The organism is Streptomyces sp. NPDC048590 (assembly GCF_043199535.1).
GTDB lineage: Bacteria > Actinomycetota > Actinomycetes > Streptomycetales > Streptomycetaceae > Streptomyces.
The window spans coordinates 38,128-52,720 of the sequence record NZ_JBICWC010000010.1; the positions used below are offsets into that span (position 1 = coordinate 38,128).

The 14,593-nt window shown below is 69.9% G+C and carries 13 protein-coding genes; 4 read left to right on the forward strand and 9 right to left on the reverse strand.

Annotated features, from left to right (window positions below; genetic code table 11):
* Positions 1 to 24: 24 nt before the first annotated feature.
* A complete protein-coding gene (locus ACGFNN_RS26925) occupies positions 25 to 573 on the reverse strand; it encodes an acyl-CoA thioesterase (RefSeq protein WP_362540730.1) in 549 nt (182 codons plus the stop codon).
* 119 nt (positions 574 to 692) lie between these two features.
* Here ACGFNN_RS26925 and ACGFNN_RS26930 point away from each other — a divergent pair, with 119 nt between their 5' ends.
* On the forward strand, positions 693 to 1,988 hold the full coding sequence (locus ACGFNN_RS26930; RefSeq protein ID WP_362671459.1) for an LCP family protein: 1,296 nt from the start codon (positions 693 to 695) through the stop codon (positions 1,986 to 1,988).
* A 63-nt stretch (positions 1,989 to 2,051) separates the two neighbouring features.
* On the opposite strand, the gene ACGFNN_RS26935 is transcribed toward ACGFNN_RS26930, so the two are convergent.
* Together ACGFNN_RS26935 and ACGFNN_RS26940 are read right to left on the reverse strand one after the other, a co-directional pair.
* Positions 2,052 to 3,602 carry a DUF4246 domain-containing protein gene (locus tag ACGFNN_RS26935; protein WP_393560112.1) on the reverse strand — a complete coding sequence of 517 codons (1,551 nt, stop codon included), beginning with the start codon at positions 3,600 to 3,602 and terminating at the stop codon, positions 2,052 to 2,054.
* A 105-nt stretch (positions 3,603 to 3,707) separates the two neighbouring features.
* A complete protein-coding gene (locus ACGFNN_RS26940) occupies positions 3,708 to 4,865 on the reverse strand; it encodes an acyl-CoA dehydrogenase family protein (RefSeq protein ID WP_362540846.1) in 1,158 nt (385 codons plus the stop codon).
* A gap of 186 nt (positions 4,866 to 5,051) precedes the next feature.
* On the opposite strand from ACGFNN_RS26940, the gene ACGFNN_RS26945 reads away from it, so the two are divergent.
* Entirely contained in the window at positions 5,052 to 6,395 is a 1,344-nt protein-coding gene (locus tag ACGFNN_RS26945) for a UDP-glucose dehydrogenase family protein (RefSeq protein ID WP_393559666.1), read from the forward strand.
* A 68-nt stretch (positions 6,396 to 6,463) separates the two neighbouring features.
* Here ACGFNN_RS26945 and ACGFNN_RS26950 read toward each other — a convergent pair whose 3' ends face one another.
* Genes ACGFNN_RS26950 through ACGFNN_RS26960 form a run of 3 tightly spaced genes read right to left on the reverse strand, consistent with a single transcriptional unit; the run spans position 6,464 to position 9,345 of the window.
* The gene (locus ACGFNN_RS26950; protein WP_393559668.1) at positions 6,464 to 7,666 is read right to left on the reverse strand and encodes a dipeptidase; all 1,203 of its coding nucleotides are present in this window, start codon (positions 7,664 to 7,666) and stop codon (positions 6,464 to 6,466) included.
* 6 nt (positions 7,667 to 7,672) lie between these two features.
* Complete coding sequence (gene purE / locus ACGFNN_RS26955; protein ID WP_393559670.1) at positions 7,673 to 8,209, reverse strand: 5-(carboxyamino)imidazole ribonucleotide mutase; 537 nt, start codon at positions 8,207 to 8,209, stop codon at positions 7,673 to 7,675.
* Positions 8,206 to 9,345 (reverse strand): 5-(carboxyamino)imidazole ribonucleotide synthase, encoded by a 1,140-nt coding sequence (locus ACGFNN_RS26960; RefSeq protein ID WP_393559672.1) that lies wholly within the window; start codon positions 9,343 to 9,345, stop codon positions 8,206 to 8,208. Before ACGFNN_RS26960 ends, purE begins: the two co-directional genes overlap by 4 nt.
* Positions 9,346 to 9,520: 175 nt before the next feature.
* Between ACGFNN_RS26960 and ACGFNN_RS26965 the strand changes: the two genes are divergently transcribed.
* Positions 9,521 to 10,039, forward strand: coding sequence for a GtrA family protein (locus tag ACGFNN_RS26965; RefSeq protein WP_393559674.1), 519 nt, complete (start codon positions 9,521 to 9,523; stop codon positions 10,037 to 10,039).
* Positions 10,040 to 10,057: 18 nt separating this feature from the next.
* Here ACGFNN_RS26965 and ACGFNN_RS26970 read toward each other — a convergent pair whose 3' ends face one another.
* Both ACGFNN_RS26970 and ACGFNN_RS26975 read right to left on the reverse strand, forming a co-directional pair.
* Positions 10,058 to 11,323, reverse strand: coding sequence for an ATP-binding protein (locus ACGFNN_RS26970; protein WP_393559676.1), 1,266 nt, complete (start codon positions 11,321 to 11,323; stop codon positions 10,058 to 10,060).
* 15 nt (positions 11,324 to 11,338) lie between these two features.
* Positions 11,339 to 12,016, reverse strand: a complete 678-nt coding sequence (locus ACGFNN_RS26975) for a response regulator transcription factor (protein ID WP_031098784.1) — start codon at positions 12,014 to 12,016, stop codon at positions 11,339 to 11,341.
* A 489-nt stretch (positions 12,017 to 12,505) separates the two neighbouring features.
* On the opposite strand from ACGFNN_RS26975, the gene ACGFNN_RS26980 reads away from it, so the two are divergent.
* Positions 12,506 to 13,996: an oligopeptide:H+ symporter gene (locus ACGFNN_RS26980; protein WP_393559677.1), complete on the forward strand. Its 1,491-nt coding sequence runs from the start codon at positions 12,506 to 12,508 to the stop codon at positions 13,994 to 13,996.
* 101 nt (positions 13,997 to 14,097) lie between these two features.
* On the opposite strand, the gene ACGFNN_RS26985 is transcribed toward ACGFNN_RS26980, so the two are convergent.
* On the reverse strand, positions 14,098 to 14,589 hold the full coding sequence (locus ACGFNN_RS26985; RefSeq protein ID WP_393559679.1) for an ATP-binding protein: 492 nt from the start codon (positions 14,587 to 14,589) through the stop codon (positions 14,098 to 14,100).
* Positions 14,590 to 14,593: the final 4 nt, after the last annotated feature.

Sequence of the window (14,593 nt, forward strand, 5' to 3'; positions counted from 1 at the left end):
CCTCGCCCGGCCCCGAGGGCCCGCTCAGTCGTCGATGCCCTCGGCGGCGCGCTGCTCCCGGAGCTCCTTGATCGCGCGACGGCGGGCGAGGCGGTGCGTACGGCGGATCTGCGCCTCCTGGTAGCGGCGCTTGTCGCGCTCCGTCTCCGGGGCCACCTGCGGGACGCGACGGGGCTTGCCCTCCTCGTCGACCGCCGCGAAGACCAGGTAGGCGCTGCCGACCTGCTGGGCGGGGGTCGACTCGTTCCACCGCTCGGCCATGACGCGGACGCCGACCTCCATGGAGGAACGGCCGGTCCAGTTCACCTGGGCCTTCACATGGACGAGGTCCCCCACCCGGACCGGCTCCAGGAAGACCATCTCGTCCATGGAGGCCGTGACGGCCGGGCCGCCGGAGTGCCGGCCGGCGACCGCTCCGGCGGCGTCGTCGACCAGCTTCATGATCACGCCGCCGTGCACCGTGCCCAGCAGGTTGGTGTCGTTGCCGGTCATGATGTGACTGAGAGTGGTCCGGGACGCCGAGGTCGGCTTGACCGGAACATCACCCTCCGGTTGCTGGGGCTGATCTGTCATGCCCTCCACCTTATGCGGGGGCTTGAGCCCGGTCGCATTGCATCAGCTTCGCAACAGCCACGCCCCGATCCCCGATACACCCTGTAAGAGCCCCCGGCCGAGACGGCACACTGGTCGGCATGAGCGATTGGCCCGAAGGACGGAACGGCGGACCCGACGAGCGCTACGGGCGGGGCAGTGCGAGCCCGCAGCCCGAGAGCGCCCGTGCCATGCCGCACGTCCGGCGGCGCCCCGCGCCGCCGCAGTCCCCGCCCCGCATCCCGCCGCAGCAGGGCCAGGGGTACGACGGCTACGACGACGGCCCCGGCTACGACAGCGGCTACAACACGGGCCAGGTCTACGGCGGCGGACGCGGCAGCGGGCAGCGCGGTGGCGGCGGACACGGTGGCGGTGGCTACGGCGGCGACGGCGGCTACGTCCAGCCCCGGCCCGCCCCGAACTGGGGCCGGCGGATCAAGGTCGGCGTGCTGACCCTGGTCGTCGTCGTACTCGCCGTCTCCGTCGGCACGTACTTCTGGGCCGACGGGAAGCTCAAGCGTGAGGTGGATCTCTCCAAGGTCATCGAGCGGCCGGAGGAGGGCGACGGCACGAACTACCTGATCGTCGGCTCCGACAGCCGTGAGGGCATGACGGACGAGGACAAGAAGAAGCTGCACACCGGTTCGGCCGAGGGCAAGCGGACCGACTCGATGATGATCCTGCACGACGGGTCCAACGGGCCGACGCTGATTTCCCTGCCCCGTGACTCGAACGTCGAGATCCCGACCTTCGTCGGCTCGGAGTCCGGCAAGAAGTTCCCGGGCACCGGCCGCCAGGTGAAGCTGAACGCCGCGTACGCGGAGGACGGCCCGGAGCTGCTGGTCCGTACCGTCGAGTACAACACCGGCCTGCACATCGACCACTACGTGGAGATCGGCTTCGGCGGGTTCGCCAACATCGTGGACGCCATCGGCGGTGTCGAGATGGACATCCCGAAGGCCTTCAAGGACAAGAAGTCCGGTGCCGACTTCCAGGCCGGCAAGCAGACCCTGAACGGCGAGCAGTCCCTCGCCTTCGTCCGCACCCGGTACGCGTTCGCGGGCAGCGACCTCGACCGTACGAAGAACCAGCAGAAGTTCCTCGCGGCCCTGGCCTCCCAGACGGCGACCCCCTCGACGATCCTCAACCCGTTCAAGCTCTACCCGACGATGGGCGCGGGCCTGGACACGCTGGTCGTGGACAAGGACATGTCGCTCTGGTCGCTCGGCAACATGTTCTTCGCGATGAAGGGCGTCACGGGCGGCGAGGGCACGTCGATGAACATTCCGCTGACGGGGCAGAGCGTGAACGGCAACCTCGTCTGGGACAAGGACAAGGTGAAGCAGCTCGTCGAGCAGCTGAAGAACGACGAGAAGGTCACGGTCAAGGGCAGCTGACCGGATCGACGACGAGGGCGGGCCGGGGAGTGCGTTCCCCGGCCCGCCCTCGCGTACGGCGGCTCAGTGCTCGCAGAGGGAGAACTCCCGCTCGTAGAGCTGCTCGTTGTGCTCGTCGACGAAGAACTTGCGTTCCTTCATGAGCTGTTCGCGGTAGTCCCTGGCCTGCTCCGGCGTCATGGTCGACGTCTCGGCCCAGGGCTGCTGCGGGGGCACGTCCGAGGTCGAGACGAGCGTCACCGAGGGGTCGACCAGGAAGAACGCCAGGATCTTGCGGTGACCGGGCCTGGAGGGATCCGCGAGCCGGAACGGGCTGACGCGGTGCTGGAGGACGTTCGGGAAGGCGAGGGCGCGGCCCGCCGGTGTCGGGACCGAGCCGAGCACCTGGTTCAGCCGGCCCTCGTTCTCCAGGCCGTAGACCTCGCTCACCCCGTTGTCGTCGCTCTGCTCGTAGTCCGGTTCGTCGACACCCGCCCTGAAGCCCAGCAGGCTCTCGGTGATGTTCTCGCTGTCCCAGTAGTAGATGCCGGTCGAGACGATCCGCTCGTTCATCATCCCCTCGACGTGCCAGGAACCGCCCGGGTACTCGGGGTTCTCCGGGGTGAGATGGATGGTGGCGAGCTTGACGATGACCTGGAGGCGGCGACCGCGCAGGCTTACCCGGTCGGAGCCGCCGGGTATCGCGGGAGGGACGAAAGCCGGGGCGTCCGGGACGACCGGGCGGCGTGTGTCCCACCACGTGTCCATCGCGTCCTCGAACCGGTCCCAGGCCTCCTCGTCCTCGGTGGACGGCTCGACCGGCTTGTCCGGGGACTCCTCGTACCAGCTGTACGGATCGGCCTCGATCCGCACGGGCCGTGGATGGCGCAGATCGGTGAGCACGTTCTCCCAGAGCGGGAGCATCCGGCCGAACAGGTCGGGCAGCACGGAGGCGAGTGCGCGGTGCGCCACGGGATGGACGTTGTTGACGTACGAGCGGAAGACCGCCTCGCCGTCGTCGCCGACCTCGACGTCCGTGGGCAGCCATTGGAACTTCTCGGAGAACTCGTACCGGGAGACGCTGTCCGGCGGGCTCTGCCAGGCCCGCTCGTACACGCCGCTCGCCTCGCGCACGAGGCAGAACAGCGAGGGGTGGACGAGGTCCAGCACCTGGCCGCCGGATCCCGGGTGCCAGTCCCGCTCGTCCTCGGGGACCTCCTCCAGGACCCGGACAGCCTCGCGCAGCCGGGACCTGAGCCCTTCGTCGATCAGCGTGTCCGACTGCCACACCCCGTCGACGGCGGACACCTCGACGCCGGTCGCGGCGTCGCGCAGCTCGGCGTAGTGCGCGAGTTCGTCCAGCACGTAGCGGATCTGTGCCTCGGTCATGCCCTGCTCCGCGGCTTCCCGCGCCCACCTGCGGGCGATCTCGGCGTCCCGCATCTTGGCGGACCACCCAGGCTTGGCCCGGATATGGGCGCTGCACCGCGCCATCTCGAGTTCCCGCAGGGTCCTGGGCTTCGCGAACGCCGTCGAACGGGCGCCTCTGAAGGGCAGCGGGAAAGCGGCTGTCTCGGTCAACTCTTCTGGTCCTCCCGGTCGGTGATGGGCGGCGGCAGCATACGGGAGGGGCAGACACGGGCGCGGGACGCCCGGAAAGCATGCGAACGGCCCCCGGGGATCCGTCGGTGGATCCCGGGGGCCGTTCGGTGCCTCAGGCCGGCTGCCGCGGTGGTCCGGCTACGGCAGGTTGCGCGCCATCACGATGCGCTGGACCTGATTCGTGCCCTCATAGATCTGCGTGATCTTGGCGTCGCGCATCATGCGCTCCACCGGGTAGTCCCGGGTGTAGCCGTAGCCGCCGAGCAGCTGGACCGCGTCGGTGGTGATCTCCATGGCGACGTCGGAGGCGAAGCACTTGGCCGCGGCGCCGAAGAAGGTGAGGTCCCCGTCGAGGCGCTCGGACTTGGCGGCCGCCGAGTAGGTGAGCTGGCGGGCAGCCTCCAGCTTCATGGCCATGTCGGCGAGCATGAACTGGACGCCCTGGAAGTCGCCGATCGGCTTGCCGAACTGCTTGCGCTCCTGGACGTAGCCCTTGGCGTAGTCCAGGGCGCCCTGGGCGATGCCGAGGGCCTGGGCGGCGATCGTGATGCGGGTGTGGTCCAGGGTCTTCATCGCGGTGGCGAATCCGGTGCCCTCGGCGCCGATCATGCGGTCGGCGGGGATGCGGACGTTGTCGAGGTAGATCTCACGCGTCGGCGAGCCCTTGATGCCGAGCTTCTTCTCCGGGGCGCCGAAGGAGACGCCCTCGTCGGACTTCTCCACGACGAACGCCGAGATGCCCTTGGAGCGCTTCTCGGGGTCGGTGACGGCCATCACCGTGTAGTACTCGGAGACGCCCGCGTTGGTGATCCAGCGCTTGACGCCGTTGAGCACCCAGAAGTCGCCGTCACGGACGGCCTTGGTCTTCATCCCCGCAGCGTCCGAGCCCGCGTCCGGCTCGGAGAGCGCGTACGAGAACATCGCGTCACCCTTGGCCAGCGGGCCCAGGTACTTCTTCTTGAGCTCCTCGGAACCGGAGAGGATAACCGGGAGCGAGCCCAGCTTGTTGACGGCCGGGATGAGGGAGGAAGACGCGCAGGCACGGGCCACCTCCTCGATCACGATGACCGTGGCGAGTGCGTCGGCGCCCGCGCCGCCGTACTCCTCGGGGACGTGGACGGCATGCAGGTCCGAGGCGACCAGGGCGTCCAGCGCCTCCTGGGGGAAGCGTGCCTCCTCGTCGACCGCAGCGGCGTGCGGGGCGATCTTCGTCTCGGCCAGCGAACGGATCGCCTCGCGGAGCATGTCGTGCTCCTCGGCCGGACGGTACAGGTCGAAATCGGTCGAACCCGCCACGATGTTCACTCCCCAAGATGCTAACTACCGTTAAGTAACCCGATTTTAGTTGTCCCGGTACGTGACGGCATACCGACCGGACACGTGAGCTTGCCGACAGACCCGGGCGCGGCCGGAAAACGGCCGTTCCGTCAGCACGGTTATGCTCGGCTCCGCACGTCTGTCCGCATCGTTCAGGAGCACCCCATGGCCCTCAGGATCACCGTGATCGGCACCGGCTACCTCGGCGCCACCCATGCCGCGGCCATGGCGGAGCTCGGCTTCGAGGTCCTCGGCCTCGACATCGTGCCCGAGAAGATCGAGATGCTCTCGGCGGGCCGGGTGCCGATGTACGAGCCCGGGCTGGAGGAGATCCTCCAGAAGCACGTCGCGGGCATCGAGGGGTCCACGGGACGGCTGCGGTTCACCACCTCCTGGGAGGAGGCCGGGACGTTCGGCGATGTGCACTTCGTCTGCGTCAACACTCCCCAGAAGCACGGCGAGTACGCCTGCGACATGAGCTACGTGGACAGCGCCTTCGAGTCGCTGGCCCCCCACCTCACCCGCCCCGCCCTTGTCGTCGGCAAGTCGACCGTGCCGGTGGGCTCGGCCGCCCGGCTCTCCCGGCGGCTGGCAGAGCTGGCGCCGGCGGGCACCGACGCGGAGCTGGCCTGGAACCCCGAGTTCCTGCGCGAGGGCTTCGCTGTCAAGGACACCCTGCACCCGGACCGGATCGTGATCGGTGTGGAGAGCGAGCGGGCCGAGAAGACCCTGCGCGAGGTGTACGCGGGACCTGTCGCCGAGGGCTCCCCCTTCGTGGTGACGGACTTCCCGACCGCCGAGCTGGTGAAGACGTCGGCGAACTCCTTCCTGGCGACCAAGATCTCCTTCATCAACGCGATGGCCGAGGTCTGCGAGGCGGCCGACGGCGACGTGGTGAAGCTGGCCGAGGCGATCGGGCACGACGATCGGATCGGGAAGAAGTTCCTGCGGGCCGGGGTCGGCTTCGGCGGGGGCTGCCTGCCGAAGGACATCCGGGCCTTCATGGCACGCGCCGGCGAGCTGGGCGCCGACCAGGCGCTGACCTTCCTCCGGGAGGTCGACTCCATCAACATGCGCCGGCGCGGTCACATGGTCGAGCTGGCCCGTGAGGCCGTGGGCGGCGGCTCGTTCCTCGGCACGCGGGTCGCGGTGCTGGGCGCCACCTTCAAGCCCGACTCCGACGACGTACGGGACTCTCCGGCCCTGAACGTCGCCGGGCAGATCCATCTCCAGGGCGGCCAGGTCACCGTCTACGACCCGAAGGGCATGGAGAACGCCCGGAAGCTCTTCCCGACGCTCGGCTACGCCGAAACGGCGCTGGACGCGGTACGCGGCGCGGACGTGGTGCTGCACCTGACGGAGTGGCGTGAGTTCCGGGAGCTGGACGCCGTGGCGCTGGGCAAGGCCGTCGGCCGGCCGATCATCCTGGACGGCCGGAACGCGCTCGACCCCGCCGTGTGGCGCGAGGCCGGCTGGACCTACCGGGCGATGGGCCGCCCGAAGGCCTGAACCGCGAGGACCTGGACGACGAAGGAGGGGCGGCCGAGCGGCCGCCCCTCCTTCGTCGTCGTACGGAGTCAGTGCCCCGGACCGTCGAGTTCGCCGATCGTCGCGTGGGACGGGCCGACCCGTGCGCCCAGGTCGCGGGCAACGGCCTCCGCGTCGCGCAGCACCCGGACAGCGTTCTGCCACGTCAGCTTGGCCAGATCGCCCTCCGACCAGCCGCGGGTGAGCAGTTCCGCGATGAGGTACGGGTAACCGGAGACGTCCTCGAGTCCGAGCGGCAGGAACGCCGTGCCGTCGTAGTCGCCGCCGATGCCGATGTGGTCGATCCCGGCGATCTCGCGCATGTGGTCGAGATGGTCGGCGATGGTCCCCACCGTGGCCATCGGACGCGGGTTGAGCGCCTCGAAGTCCGCGTGGATCCGCATGGCGGCCGGGGTGGTGTCCAGGTGGTGCAGCCCGTGCTCCCGCATGTTGCGGTCGGCGGCCGCCGTCCACTCGACCGCGGCAGGCAGGACGAACTTCGGCACGAAGGTCGCCATGGCCACACCGCCGTTGGCCGCCAGCATCCGCAGGACGTCGTCGGGGACGTTGCGCGGGTGGTCGCAGACCGCGCGGGCCGAGGAGTGCGAGAAGATCACCGGTGCGACCGAGGTCGCGAGCGCGTCCCGCATCGTCGTGGCCGCAACGTGGGAGAGGTCGACCAGCATCCCTACGCGGTTCATCTCGCGCACGACCTCACGCCCGAACTCCGACAGGCCGCCGACGCGCGGGGAGTCGGTCGCCGAGTCCGCCCAGTCGGTGTTGTCGTTGTGCGTGAGCGTCATGTAGCGGACGCCCAGGGTGTGCAGCGCGCGCAGCGTACCCAGCGAGTTGTTGATGGAGTGGCCGCCCTCGGCCCCCATCAGGGAGGCGATACGGCCCTCGGCCCGCGCCTTCTCCATGTCGTCGGCAGTCAGGGCCCGCCGCAGGTCGTCGGGGTAGCGGTCGAGCATCTCGCCGACCACGTCGATCTGTTCCAGGGTCGCGCTGACCGCGTCGTCACCGGCCAGGTGCGAGGGGACGTAGACCGACCAGAACTGCGCGCCGACGCCACCGGCGCGCAGCCGCGGGATGTCGGTGTGCAGGATGCCGCTCTGGTCGCCCGAGATGTCACGGGCGTCGAGGTCGTAACCGCACTGTTCGCGCAGCGCCCAGGGCAGGTCGTTGTGGCCGTCGACGACGGGGTGGCCGTCGAGGAGGAGCCGGGCGCGTGCCAGGTTCGCGGAGGTGGTCACGGGCGCCTACTTCCCGAAGCCGAAGGAGTCCGCGCCCTGGGCCTTGGCCCGCAGCCGCTTGCCCTTCTCCGTCGCCTGGTCCCTGAGCTCCTGCTGGAAGTCCTTCATCCGGGCCAGCAGGTCAGCGTCGTGGGCGGCGAGGATCCGGGCGGCGAGCAGCCCGGCGTTGCGGGCGCCGCCGACCGAGACGGTGGCGACGGGGACACCGGCCGGCATCTGGACGATGGAGAGCAGGCTGTCCATGCCGTCGAGGTACTTCAGCGGGACCGGGACGCCGATCACGGGCAGCGGGGTGACGGAGGCCAGCATGCCGGGCAGGTGGGCCGCTCCCCCCGCTCCCGCGATGACGGCCTTGAGACCGCGGTCGGCAGCCGACTCGCCGTAGGCGATCATCTCGTGCGGCATGCGGTGTGCGGAGACGACATCGACCTCGTAGGGGATCTCGAACTCGTCGAGAGCCTTCGCGGCCGCTTCCATCACGGGCCAGTCGGAGTCCGAGCCCATGACGATGCCGACGACGGGGGCGGAACCTGGTGCGGTCATTCGGTGATCGTTCCTCGCAGGTAGTCGGCCGCGTGCCGGGCGCGCTCGCGCACGTCCGCCAGATCGTCGCCGTAGGTGTTGACGTGGCCCACCTTGCGGCCCGGCTTCACGTCCTTGCCATACATGTGGATCTTGAGCTGCGGGTCGCGGGCCATGCAGTGCAGGTAGCCCTGGTACATGTCCGGGTAGTCGCCGCCGAGGACGTTGCACATGACCGTCCACGGGGCGCGCGGGCGGGGGTCGCCGAGCGGGAGGTCGAGGACCGCGCGCACGTGGTTGGCGAACTGCGAGGTGACCGCGCCGTCCTGGGTCCAGTGGCCGGAGTTGTGCGGGCGCATGGCGAGCTCGTTCACGAGGATGCGGCCGTCGCGCGTCTCGAAGAGCTCGACCGCGAGGTGGCCCACCACTCCGAGCTCGGCGGCGATCCGCAGGGCGAGCTGCTGGGCCTCGCCCGCGAGCTGCTCGTCGAGGTCGGGCGCCGGGGCGATGACGGTGTCGCAGACACCGTCGACCTGGACCGACTCGACGACGGGGTAGGCGACGGCCTGCCCGTGCGGCGAGCGGACGATGTTGGCCGCCAGCTCGCGGGCGAAGTCGACCTTCTCCTCGGCGAGGACGGGCACTCCGGCCCGGAAGGGCTCGGCAGCGTCCTCCTCGGAGCGCACCACCCAGACGCCCTTGCCGTCGTATCCGCCGCGGACCGTCTTGAGGATGACGGGGAAGCCCCCGACCTCCTCGGCGAACGCCGCGGCGTCCGCCGGGTCGGCGACGATGCGGTTGCGGGGGCACGGCGCCCCGATCTCGGCGAGCCGGGCGCGCATCACCCCCTTGTCCTGGGCGTGCACCAGCGCGTCGGGCCCCGGGCGTACGGGGATGCCGTCCGCCTCCAGGGCCCGCAGGTGCTCGGTCGGCACGTGCTCGTGATCGAAGGTGATCACGTCGCATCCGCGCGCGAAGGCCCGCAGGGTCTCCAGGTCGCGGTAGTCGCCGATGACGACTTCACCCACCACCTGGGCCGCCGAGTCCTGAGGTGTGTCACTGAGGAGCTTGAATTTCAGGCCGAGGGGGATGCCCGCCTCGTGGGTCATACGGGCGAGCTGACCGCCGCCGACCATGCCGACTACAGGGAACGTCACACGCCCAGGGTATCGGGCGGGTGGAACCGCCCCCTCACCCTCTCTCCGGAACGGTGCCCCGAGGCCGTGCGGGCGGGCTCGGGGCCCGGGCACGGCAGCTCACAGGCATCACACGGGAGGGCTGGTTAGCATGGCCCGGTTGACGAAACCGACCGGACGGGGCTGAGCGATCACCATGGGAGAACGGGGCGCACTGCGGGCCCGGCTTGACCTGCTGGCCCGGGAGGTCGCCAAGTTCGGGGCGGTCGGCGCCCTCGGGCTCGTCGTCAACATCGCCGTGTCCAACCTGATCTGGCGCACCACGGAGATTCCAGTGGTGCGGGCCGGGCTGATGGGGACGGCGGTCGCCATCCTCTTCAACTACGTCGGCTTCCGCTACTGGACCTACCGGGACCGCGACAAGAGCGGACGGACCAGGGAGTTGATGCTGTTCCTGCTGTTCAGCGCGGCGGGAGCGGTGATCGAGACGGGTGTGCTCTACCTCGCCACGTACGGCTTCGGGTGGAACAGCCCGGTCCAGAGCAATGTCTTCAAGATCCTCGGGATCGGGATCGCCACGCTCTTCCGCTTCTGGTCCTACCGCACCTGGGTCTTCCGCGCGCTGCCCGCCGAGGAGGCCGTGCTCGACACGGACCGATTTCTGGAGCAGCGGCGGCCCTCCGACGAGGTAGCACCCGGCCCCGTGGCGAACTGACCGCGGGCTCTCCCGGGCTCAGCGCACCGGGCGTACGTTCTCCTTGCGGCCGGGCGCGACGCGGCTGAGGAAGAGGGCGAAGACCGGTGGCTGCTGCTGGAGCAGTTCGAGCCGGCCGCCGTCGGCCTCGGCGAGGTCCCTGGCAACCGCGAGCCCGATGCCGGTGGAGTTGCGTCCGCTGATGGTGCGCTCGAAGATCCTGGCCCCGAGGTCGGCGGGAACGCCCGGGCCCTCGTCGGTGACCTCGACGACGACCTGGTTGCCGGTGACCCGGGTGCGCAGTGCGACCGTTCCCCCACCGTGCATCAGGGAGTTCTCGATCAGCGCGGCCAGCACCTGGGCGACGGCCCCCGGGGTGCCGACGGCCTCCAGTCCGTGCTTGCCCGAGCAGACGACCGCGCGGCCGGCGCTCCGGTAGGCCGGGCGCCATTCCTCGATCTGCTGCTTGACGACCTCGTCGAGGTCGAAGACCACGGCTGATCCGGTGCGCGGGTCCCGGGCGTTGGTCAGCAGCCGCTCCACCACGTCCGTGAGCCGCTCGACCTGCACCAGCGCGATGTTCGCCTCCTCCTTCACCGTGTCCGGGTCGTCGGTGACCGAGATCTCCTCGATGCGCATGGAGAGGGCGGTCAGGGGTGTGCGGAGCTGGTGCGAGGCGTCGGCCGCGAGGCGCCGTTCCGCCGTGAGCATCCTGGCGATGCGCTCCGCGGAGGAGTCCAGCACATCGGCCACCCGGTCGAGCTCCGTCACCCCGTACCGCTTGTGCCGGGGGCGCGGGTCCCCCGACCCGAGGCGTTCGGCCGTCTCGGCGAGGTCGGTGAGCGGGGAGGTGAGCCGGTCGGCCTGGCGTACGGCCAGGAGTACGGCCGAGATGATGGCGAGCAGTGCCACGGCACCGATGATCAACAGGGTCCGGCCGACCTCCCGGGTCACCGCGGAGCGGGACTCCTCGACGGTGACCTTCTCGCCCTGCTCGCCCGTCTCGACGCTGCGGATGACGCTGCCCGTCGGGCGTTCGCCGACCTCGATGGGCGCGCGGCCGGGGATCTCGACCCGGGCGTAGCGGCTGGGGTCCACCTGCTCGGCGAGGACGCCGGGGGTGATCCGTTCGGCTCCCAGGAGCCGGCTCTCCACCACGCTGATCAGCCGGAAGGCCTCGGAGTCCACGCTCTCCTGGGCACTGTTGCTGATGGTGCGGGTCTCGACGATGACCAGGGAGACGCCGAAGACGGCGATCACGACGAGCACCACGGCAAGCGTGGAGTTGATCAGTCGGCGGCGCATGACTGTCTCTGTACGTCAGCTCTTCTCGAACCGGAAGCCGACGCCCCGGACGGTGGCGATGTAGCGCGGATTGGCCGCGTCGTCGCCGAGCTTCTTGCGGAGCCAGGAGATGTGCATGTCGAGGGTCTTGGTCGACGACCACCAGGTGGTGTCCCAGACCTCACGCATCAGCTGGTCGCGGGTGACGACCCGGCCGGCGTCGCGTACGAGGACGCGCAGCAGGTCGAACTCCTTCGCCGTGAGCTGGAGTTCCTCGTCCCCCATCCACGCGCGGTGCGACTCGACGTCGATCCTGACGCCGTGCGTGGCGGGCTGCGGGGCGGGCTCGGTCGCGCCGCGGCGGAGCAGGGCGCGGACCCGGGCGAGGAGCTCGGCGAGGCGGAAGGGCTTGGTGACGTAGTCGTCGGCGCCCGCGTCGAGGCCGACCACCGTGTCGACCTCGTCGGCGCGGGCGGTGAGCACGAGGATGGGCACGGCGTGGCCGTCGGCCCTGAGGCGCCTGGCGACCTCCAGACCGTCCATCCCGGGCAGTCCGAGGTCCAGCACGACCAGGTCGACGCCGCCCTGGAGTCCGGCGTCGAGTGCTGTCGGGCCGTCCTCACGGACCTCGACCTCGTACCCCTCCCGACGCAGGGCGCGGGCCAGCGGCTCCGAGATGGATGCGTCGTCCTCGGCGAGCAGTACACGGGTCATGCAGTGATGGTAGTCCGCGTGGGGCCGCTGAGGTGAAGCGCTCGGCAGGCCCTGCGGGGTAGGGACAGGAATAGGTCATAGACCTTCGAATATGGGAGCGTGGTTCCACCGGAACCTGTGATCCATGTCTCAAGTCCTTTCATATCCCCCCGTGTCATGTCGTATGGTTGCTCGACGCCTGTTGCACCACCCATGACCTTTGGGCGACGTTTCGCACCGAAGGTCGCTTTTATGTACGGGCCGGTTCTCGCCGGTCCCGACCAGTGAATGACCTGTGGGCCGGGCCCGGAACGCGACGACGCGCGCCGGGCGTGGATCCCGGAGCGGTCGTCCCACGATCACGTCTCCCGCACCTCCGCTCGGAGCCCGGCGGCCGGATCGATCCCCTCGAGGCGTCGGGGGCGGGCCATGTCCGTGCCGGTGCCGGCCACCCCCCACCGGGCGCGTAACGCTCACGAGGCGACGCGTCCCGACCAGCAAGGATCGACCATGGCGTCCAGCCTGACGAAGGACTCCGCCGGTACCGCCGGCTCGGAGAAGACCTTCTTCGGCCACCCCCGCGGCCTGGCCACTCTCTTCATGACGGAGATGTGGGAGCGTTTCAGCTACTACGGCATGCGCGCCCTTCTCCCGCTCTACCTGATCGCTCCCAACGGGCTTCACATGAACCCCGCCACGGCCACGGCGATCTACTCGGTCTACCTGTCGCTGGTGTACCTGCTCGCCCTGCCGGGCGGATGGTTCGGCGACCGCGTCTGGGGACCGCGCAAGACCGTCGCCATCGCGGGCGGCATCGTCATGCTCGGCCACCTGACCCTGGCACTGCCGGCCGAGGGCACCTTCTTCGCCGGTCTCGGCCTGGTCGCGATCGGTTCCGGCCTGCTGAAGTCGAACATCTCCACGATGGTCGGCCACCTCTATGACGGCCCGGACGACCCGCGCCGTGACGGTGGCTTCACGATCTTCTACATGGGCATCAACCTGGGCAGCTTCGCCGCCCCGTTGGTGATCGGCACGATCGGCGAGAACGTCAACTGGCACCTGGGCTTCGCCCTGGCCGCGGTCGGCATGGGACTCGGTGTGGCCCAGTTCCTGCTCGGCACCCGCCACCTGGACGCACGCAGCAGCGTCGTGCCCAAGCCGCTCCCCTCGGCCGAGCGCGCGTCCACCCTGCGGAAGTCGATGATCTGGCTCGGCATCGCAGCCGTCTTCTACATCGTCACCGTCGTCACCGGCGTCTACACGCTGAACTGGCTGCTGGTCCCGATCACGGTCGCCGGTCTGGTCATCCCGGTGATGGTCCTGGCCCGCATCAAGCGGGACAAGGAGCTCACCGACACCGAGCAGAAGAAGGTCTCCGGCTACGTCTGGTTCTTCGTGGCCGCCGCCATCTTCTGGATGATCTACGACCAGGGTGGCTCCACCATGGCCATCTTCGCCGACTCGTCGGCGGAGAACTCGGTGCTCGGCTGGGACTTCCCGGTCTCCTGGTACCAGTCGGTCAACCCGGTCCTGATCATGGCGCTGGCCCCGGTCTTCGCCGCCTTCTGGATGGCGCTCAACCGACGGGGCAAGGAGCCCAGCACGGTCGTGAAGTTCAGCTCCGGCCTGGTGCTGGTCGGCGCGTCGTTCTTCCTCTTCCTGGCGCCGCTGACCATCGCGGGCGACGGCCACAAGGCCGCCGCGATGTGGCTGGTCGCGATCTACTTCGTGCAGACCCTCGGCGAGCTCACCCTGTCGCCGGTCGGCCTCTCGGTCACCACGAAGATGGCTCCGGCCAAGTACGCCAGCCAGATGATGGGCGTGTGGTTCCTGGCCGTGACGGCGGGTGACTGCACCACCGGCCTGCTGTCCATCGCGGGTGTCGACCTGAACGGCACCGGAGTGGTCGCCCTCCAGGCAGCCCTCGCGGTCGCCGCCGGTGTCGCGGTCTTCATGTACCGCGGCAAGGTCAAGGCCCTCATGGGCGACGTCCGCTGACACGGACCGTCCTCACGAAAGATGCCCCGCACCGATCGGTGCGGGGCATCTTTCGTTTCGTACGAGGGACGTGTCCCGGGTGCGGACGGAGTCTCGCGGCTCTACGCGGGAGCGGCGAGCTCCGCCCAGACGGTCTTGCCCGGCTGGTCCGGGGTGCGGGTGACGCCCCAGTCGAGGCAGAGCCGCTGGACGATGAACATGCCGTGGCCGCCGGGGCGCCCCGCGCGGTGCGGGGTGCGGGGTGCGGGCTGGCCCGCCCCGCCGTCGACGACCTCGACGCGGAGCATCTTGGAGGAGCAGGCGATGCGGAGTTCCTCGGGGCCCTCGGCGTGCAGGCAGGCGTTGGTGACCAGCTCCGAGACGACCAGCAGCACGTCCTCGGCGGCCGCCCGGCGATCGGCGCTCGCCGCGGGCAGCCAGCCCCAGTCGTGGAGAGCCTGCCGGGCGAAGTCGCGGGCCATCGGCACGATGCCGCTGGCGTCTCTCAGCGAGAGGGTGCGCCACTGCCGGTCAGCGGGTACGGCAGGGGCGGTGCCCGTGCCGTCCGGCTCGCGGCCGAGGCCGCCCGGCGGATGCTGCCGGGTGGTGCTCATCAGC

Excerpts from the sequence above, each read along its gene's own strand:
- ACGFNN_RS26925 (WP_362540730.1), bottom strand. The coding sequence starts at position 573 with ATGACAGATCAGCCCCAGCAACCGGAGGGTGATGTTCCGGTCAAGCCG.
- ACGFNN_RS26930 (WP_362671459.1), top strand. The coding sequence starts at position 693 with ATGAGCGATTGGCCCGAAGGACGGAACGGCGGACCCGACGAGCGCTAC.
- ACGFNN_RS26945 (WP_393559666.1), top strand. The coding sequence starts at position 5,052 with ATGGCCCTCAGGATCACCGTGATCGGCACCGGCTACCTCGGCGCCACC.
- purE (WP_393559670.1), bottom strand. The coding sequence starts at position 8,209 with ATGACCGCACCAGGTTCCGCCCCCGTCGTCGGCATCGTCATGGGCTCG.
- ACGFNN_RS26965 (WP_393559674.1), top strand. The coding sequence starts at position 9,521 with ATGGGAGAACGGGGCGCACTGCGGGCCCGGCTTGACCTGCTGGCCCGG.
- ACGFNN_RS26970 (WP_393559676.1), bottom strand. The coding sequence starts at position 11,323 with ATGCGCCGCCGACTGATCAACTCCACGCTTGCCGTGGTGCTCGTCGTG.
- ACGFNN_RS26975 (WP_031098784.1), bottom strand. The coding sequence starts at position 12,016 with ATGACCCGTGTACTGCTCGCCGAGGACGACGCATCCATCTCGGAGCCG.
- ACGFNN_RS26980 (WP_393559677.1), top strand. The coding sequence starts at position 12,506 with ATGGCGTCCAGCCTGACGAAGGACTCCGCCGGTACCGCCGGCTCGGAG.
- ACGFNN_RS26985 (WP_393559679.1), bottom strand. The coding sequence starts at position 14,589 with ATGAGCACCACCCGGCAGCATCCGCCGGGCGGCCTCGGCCGCGAGCCG.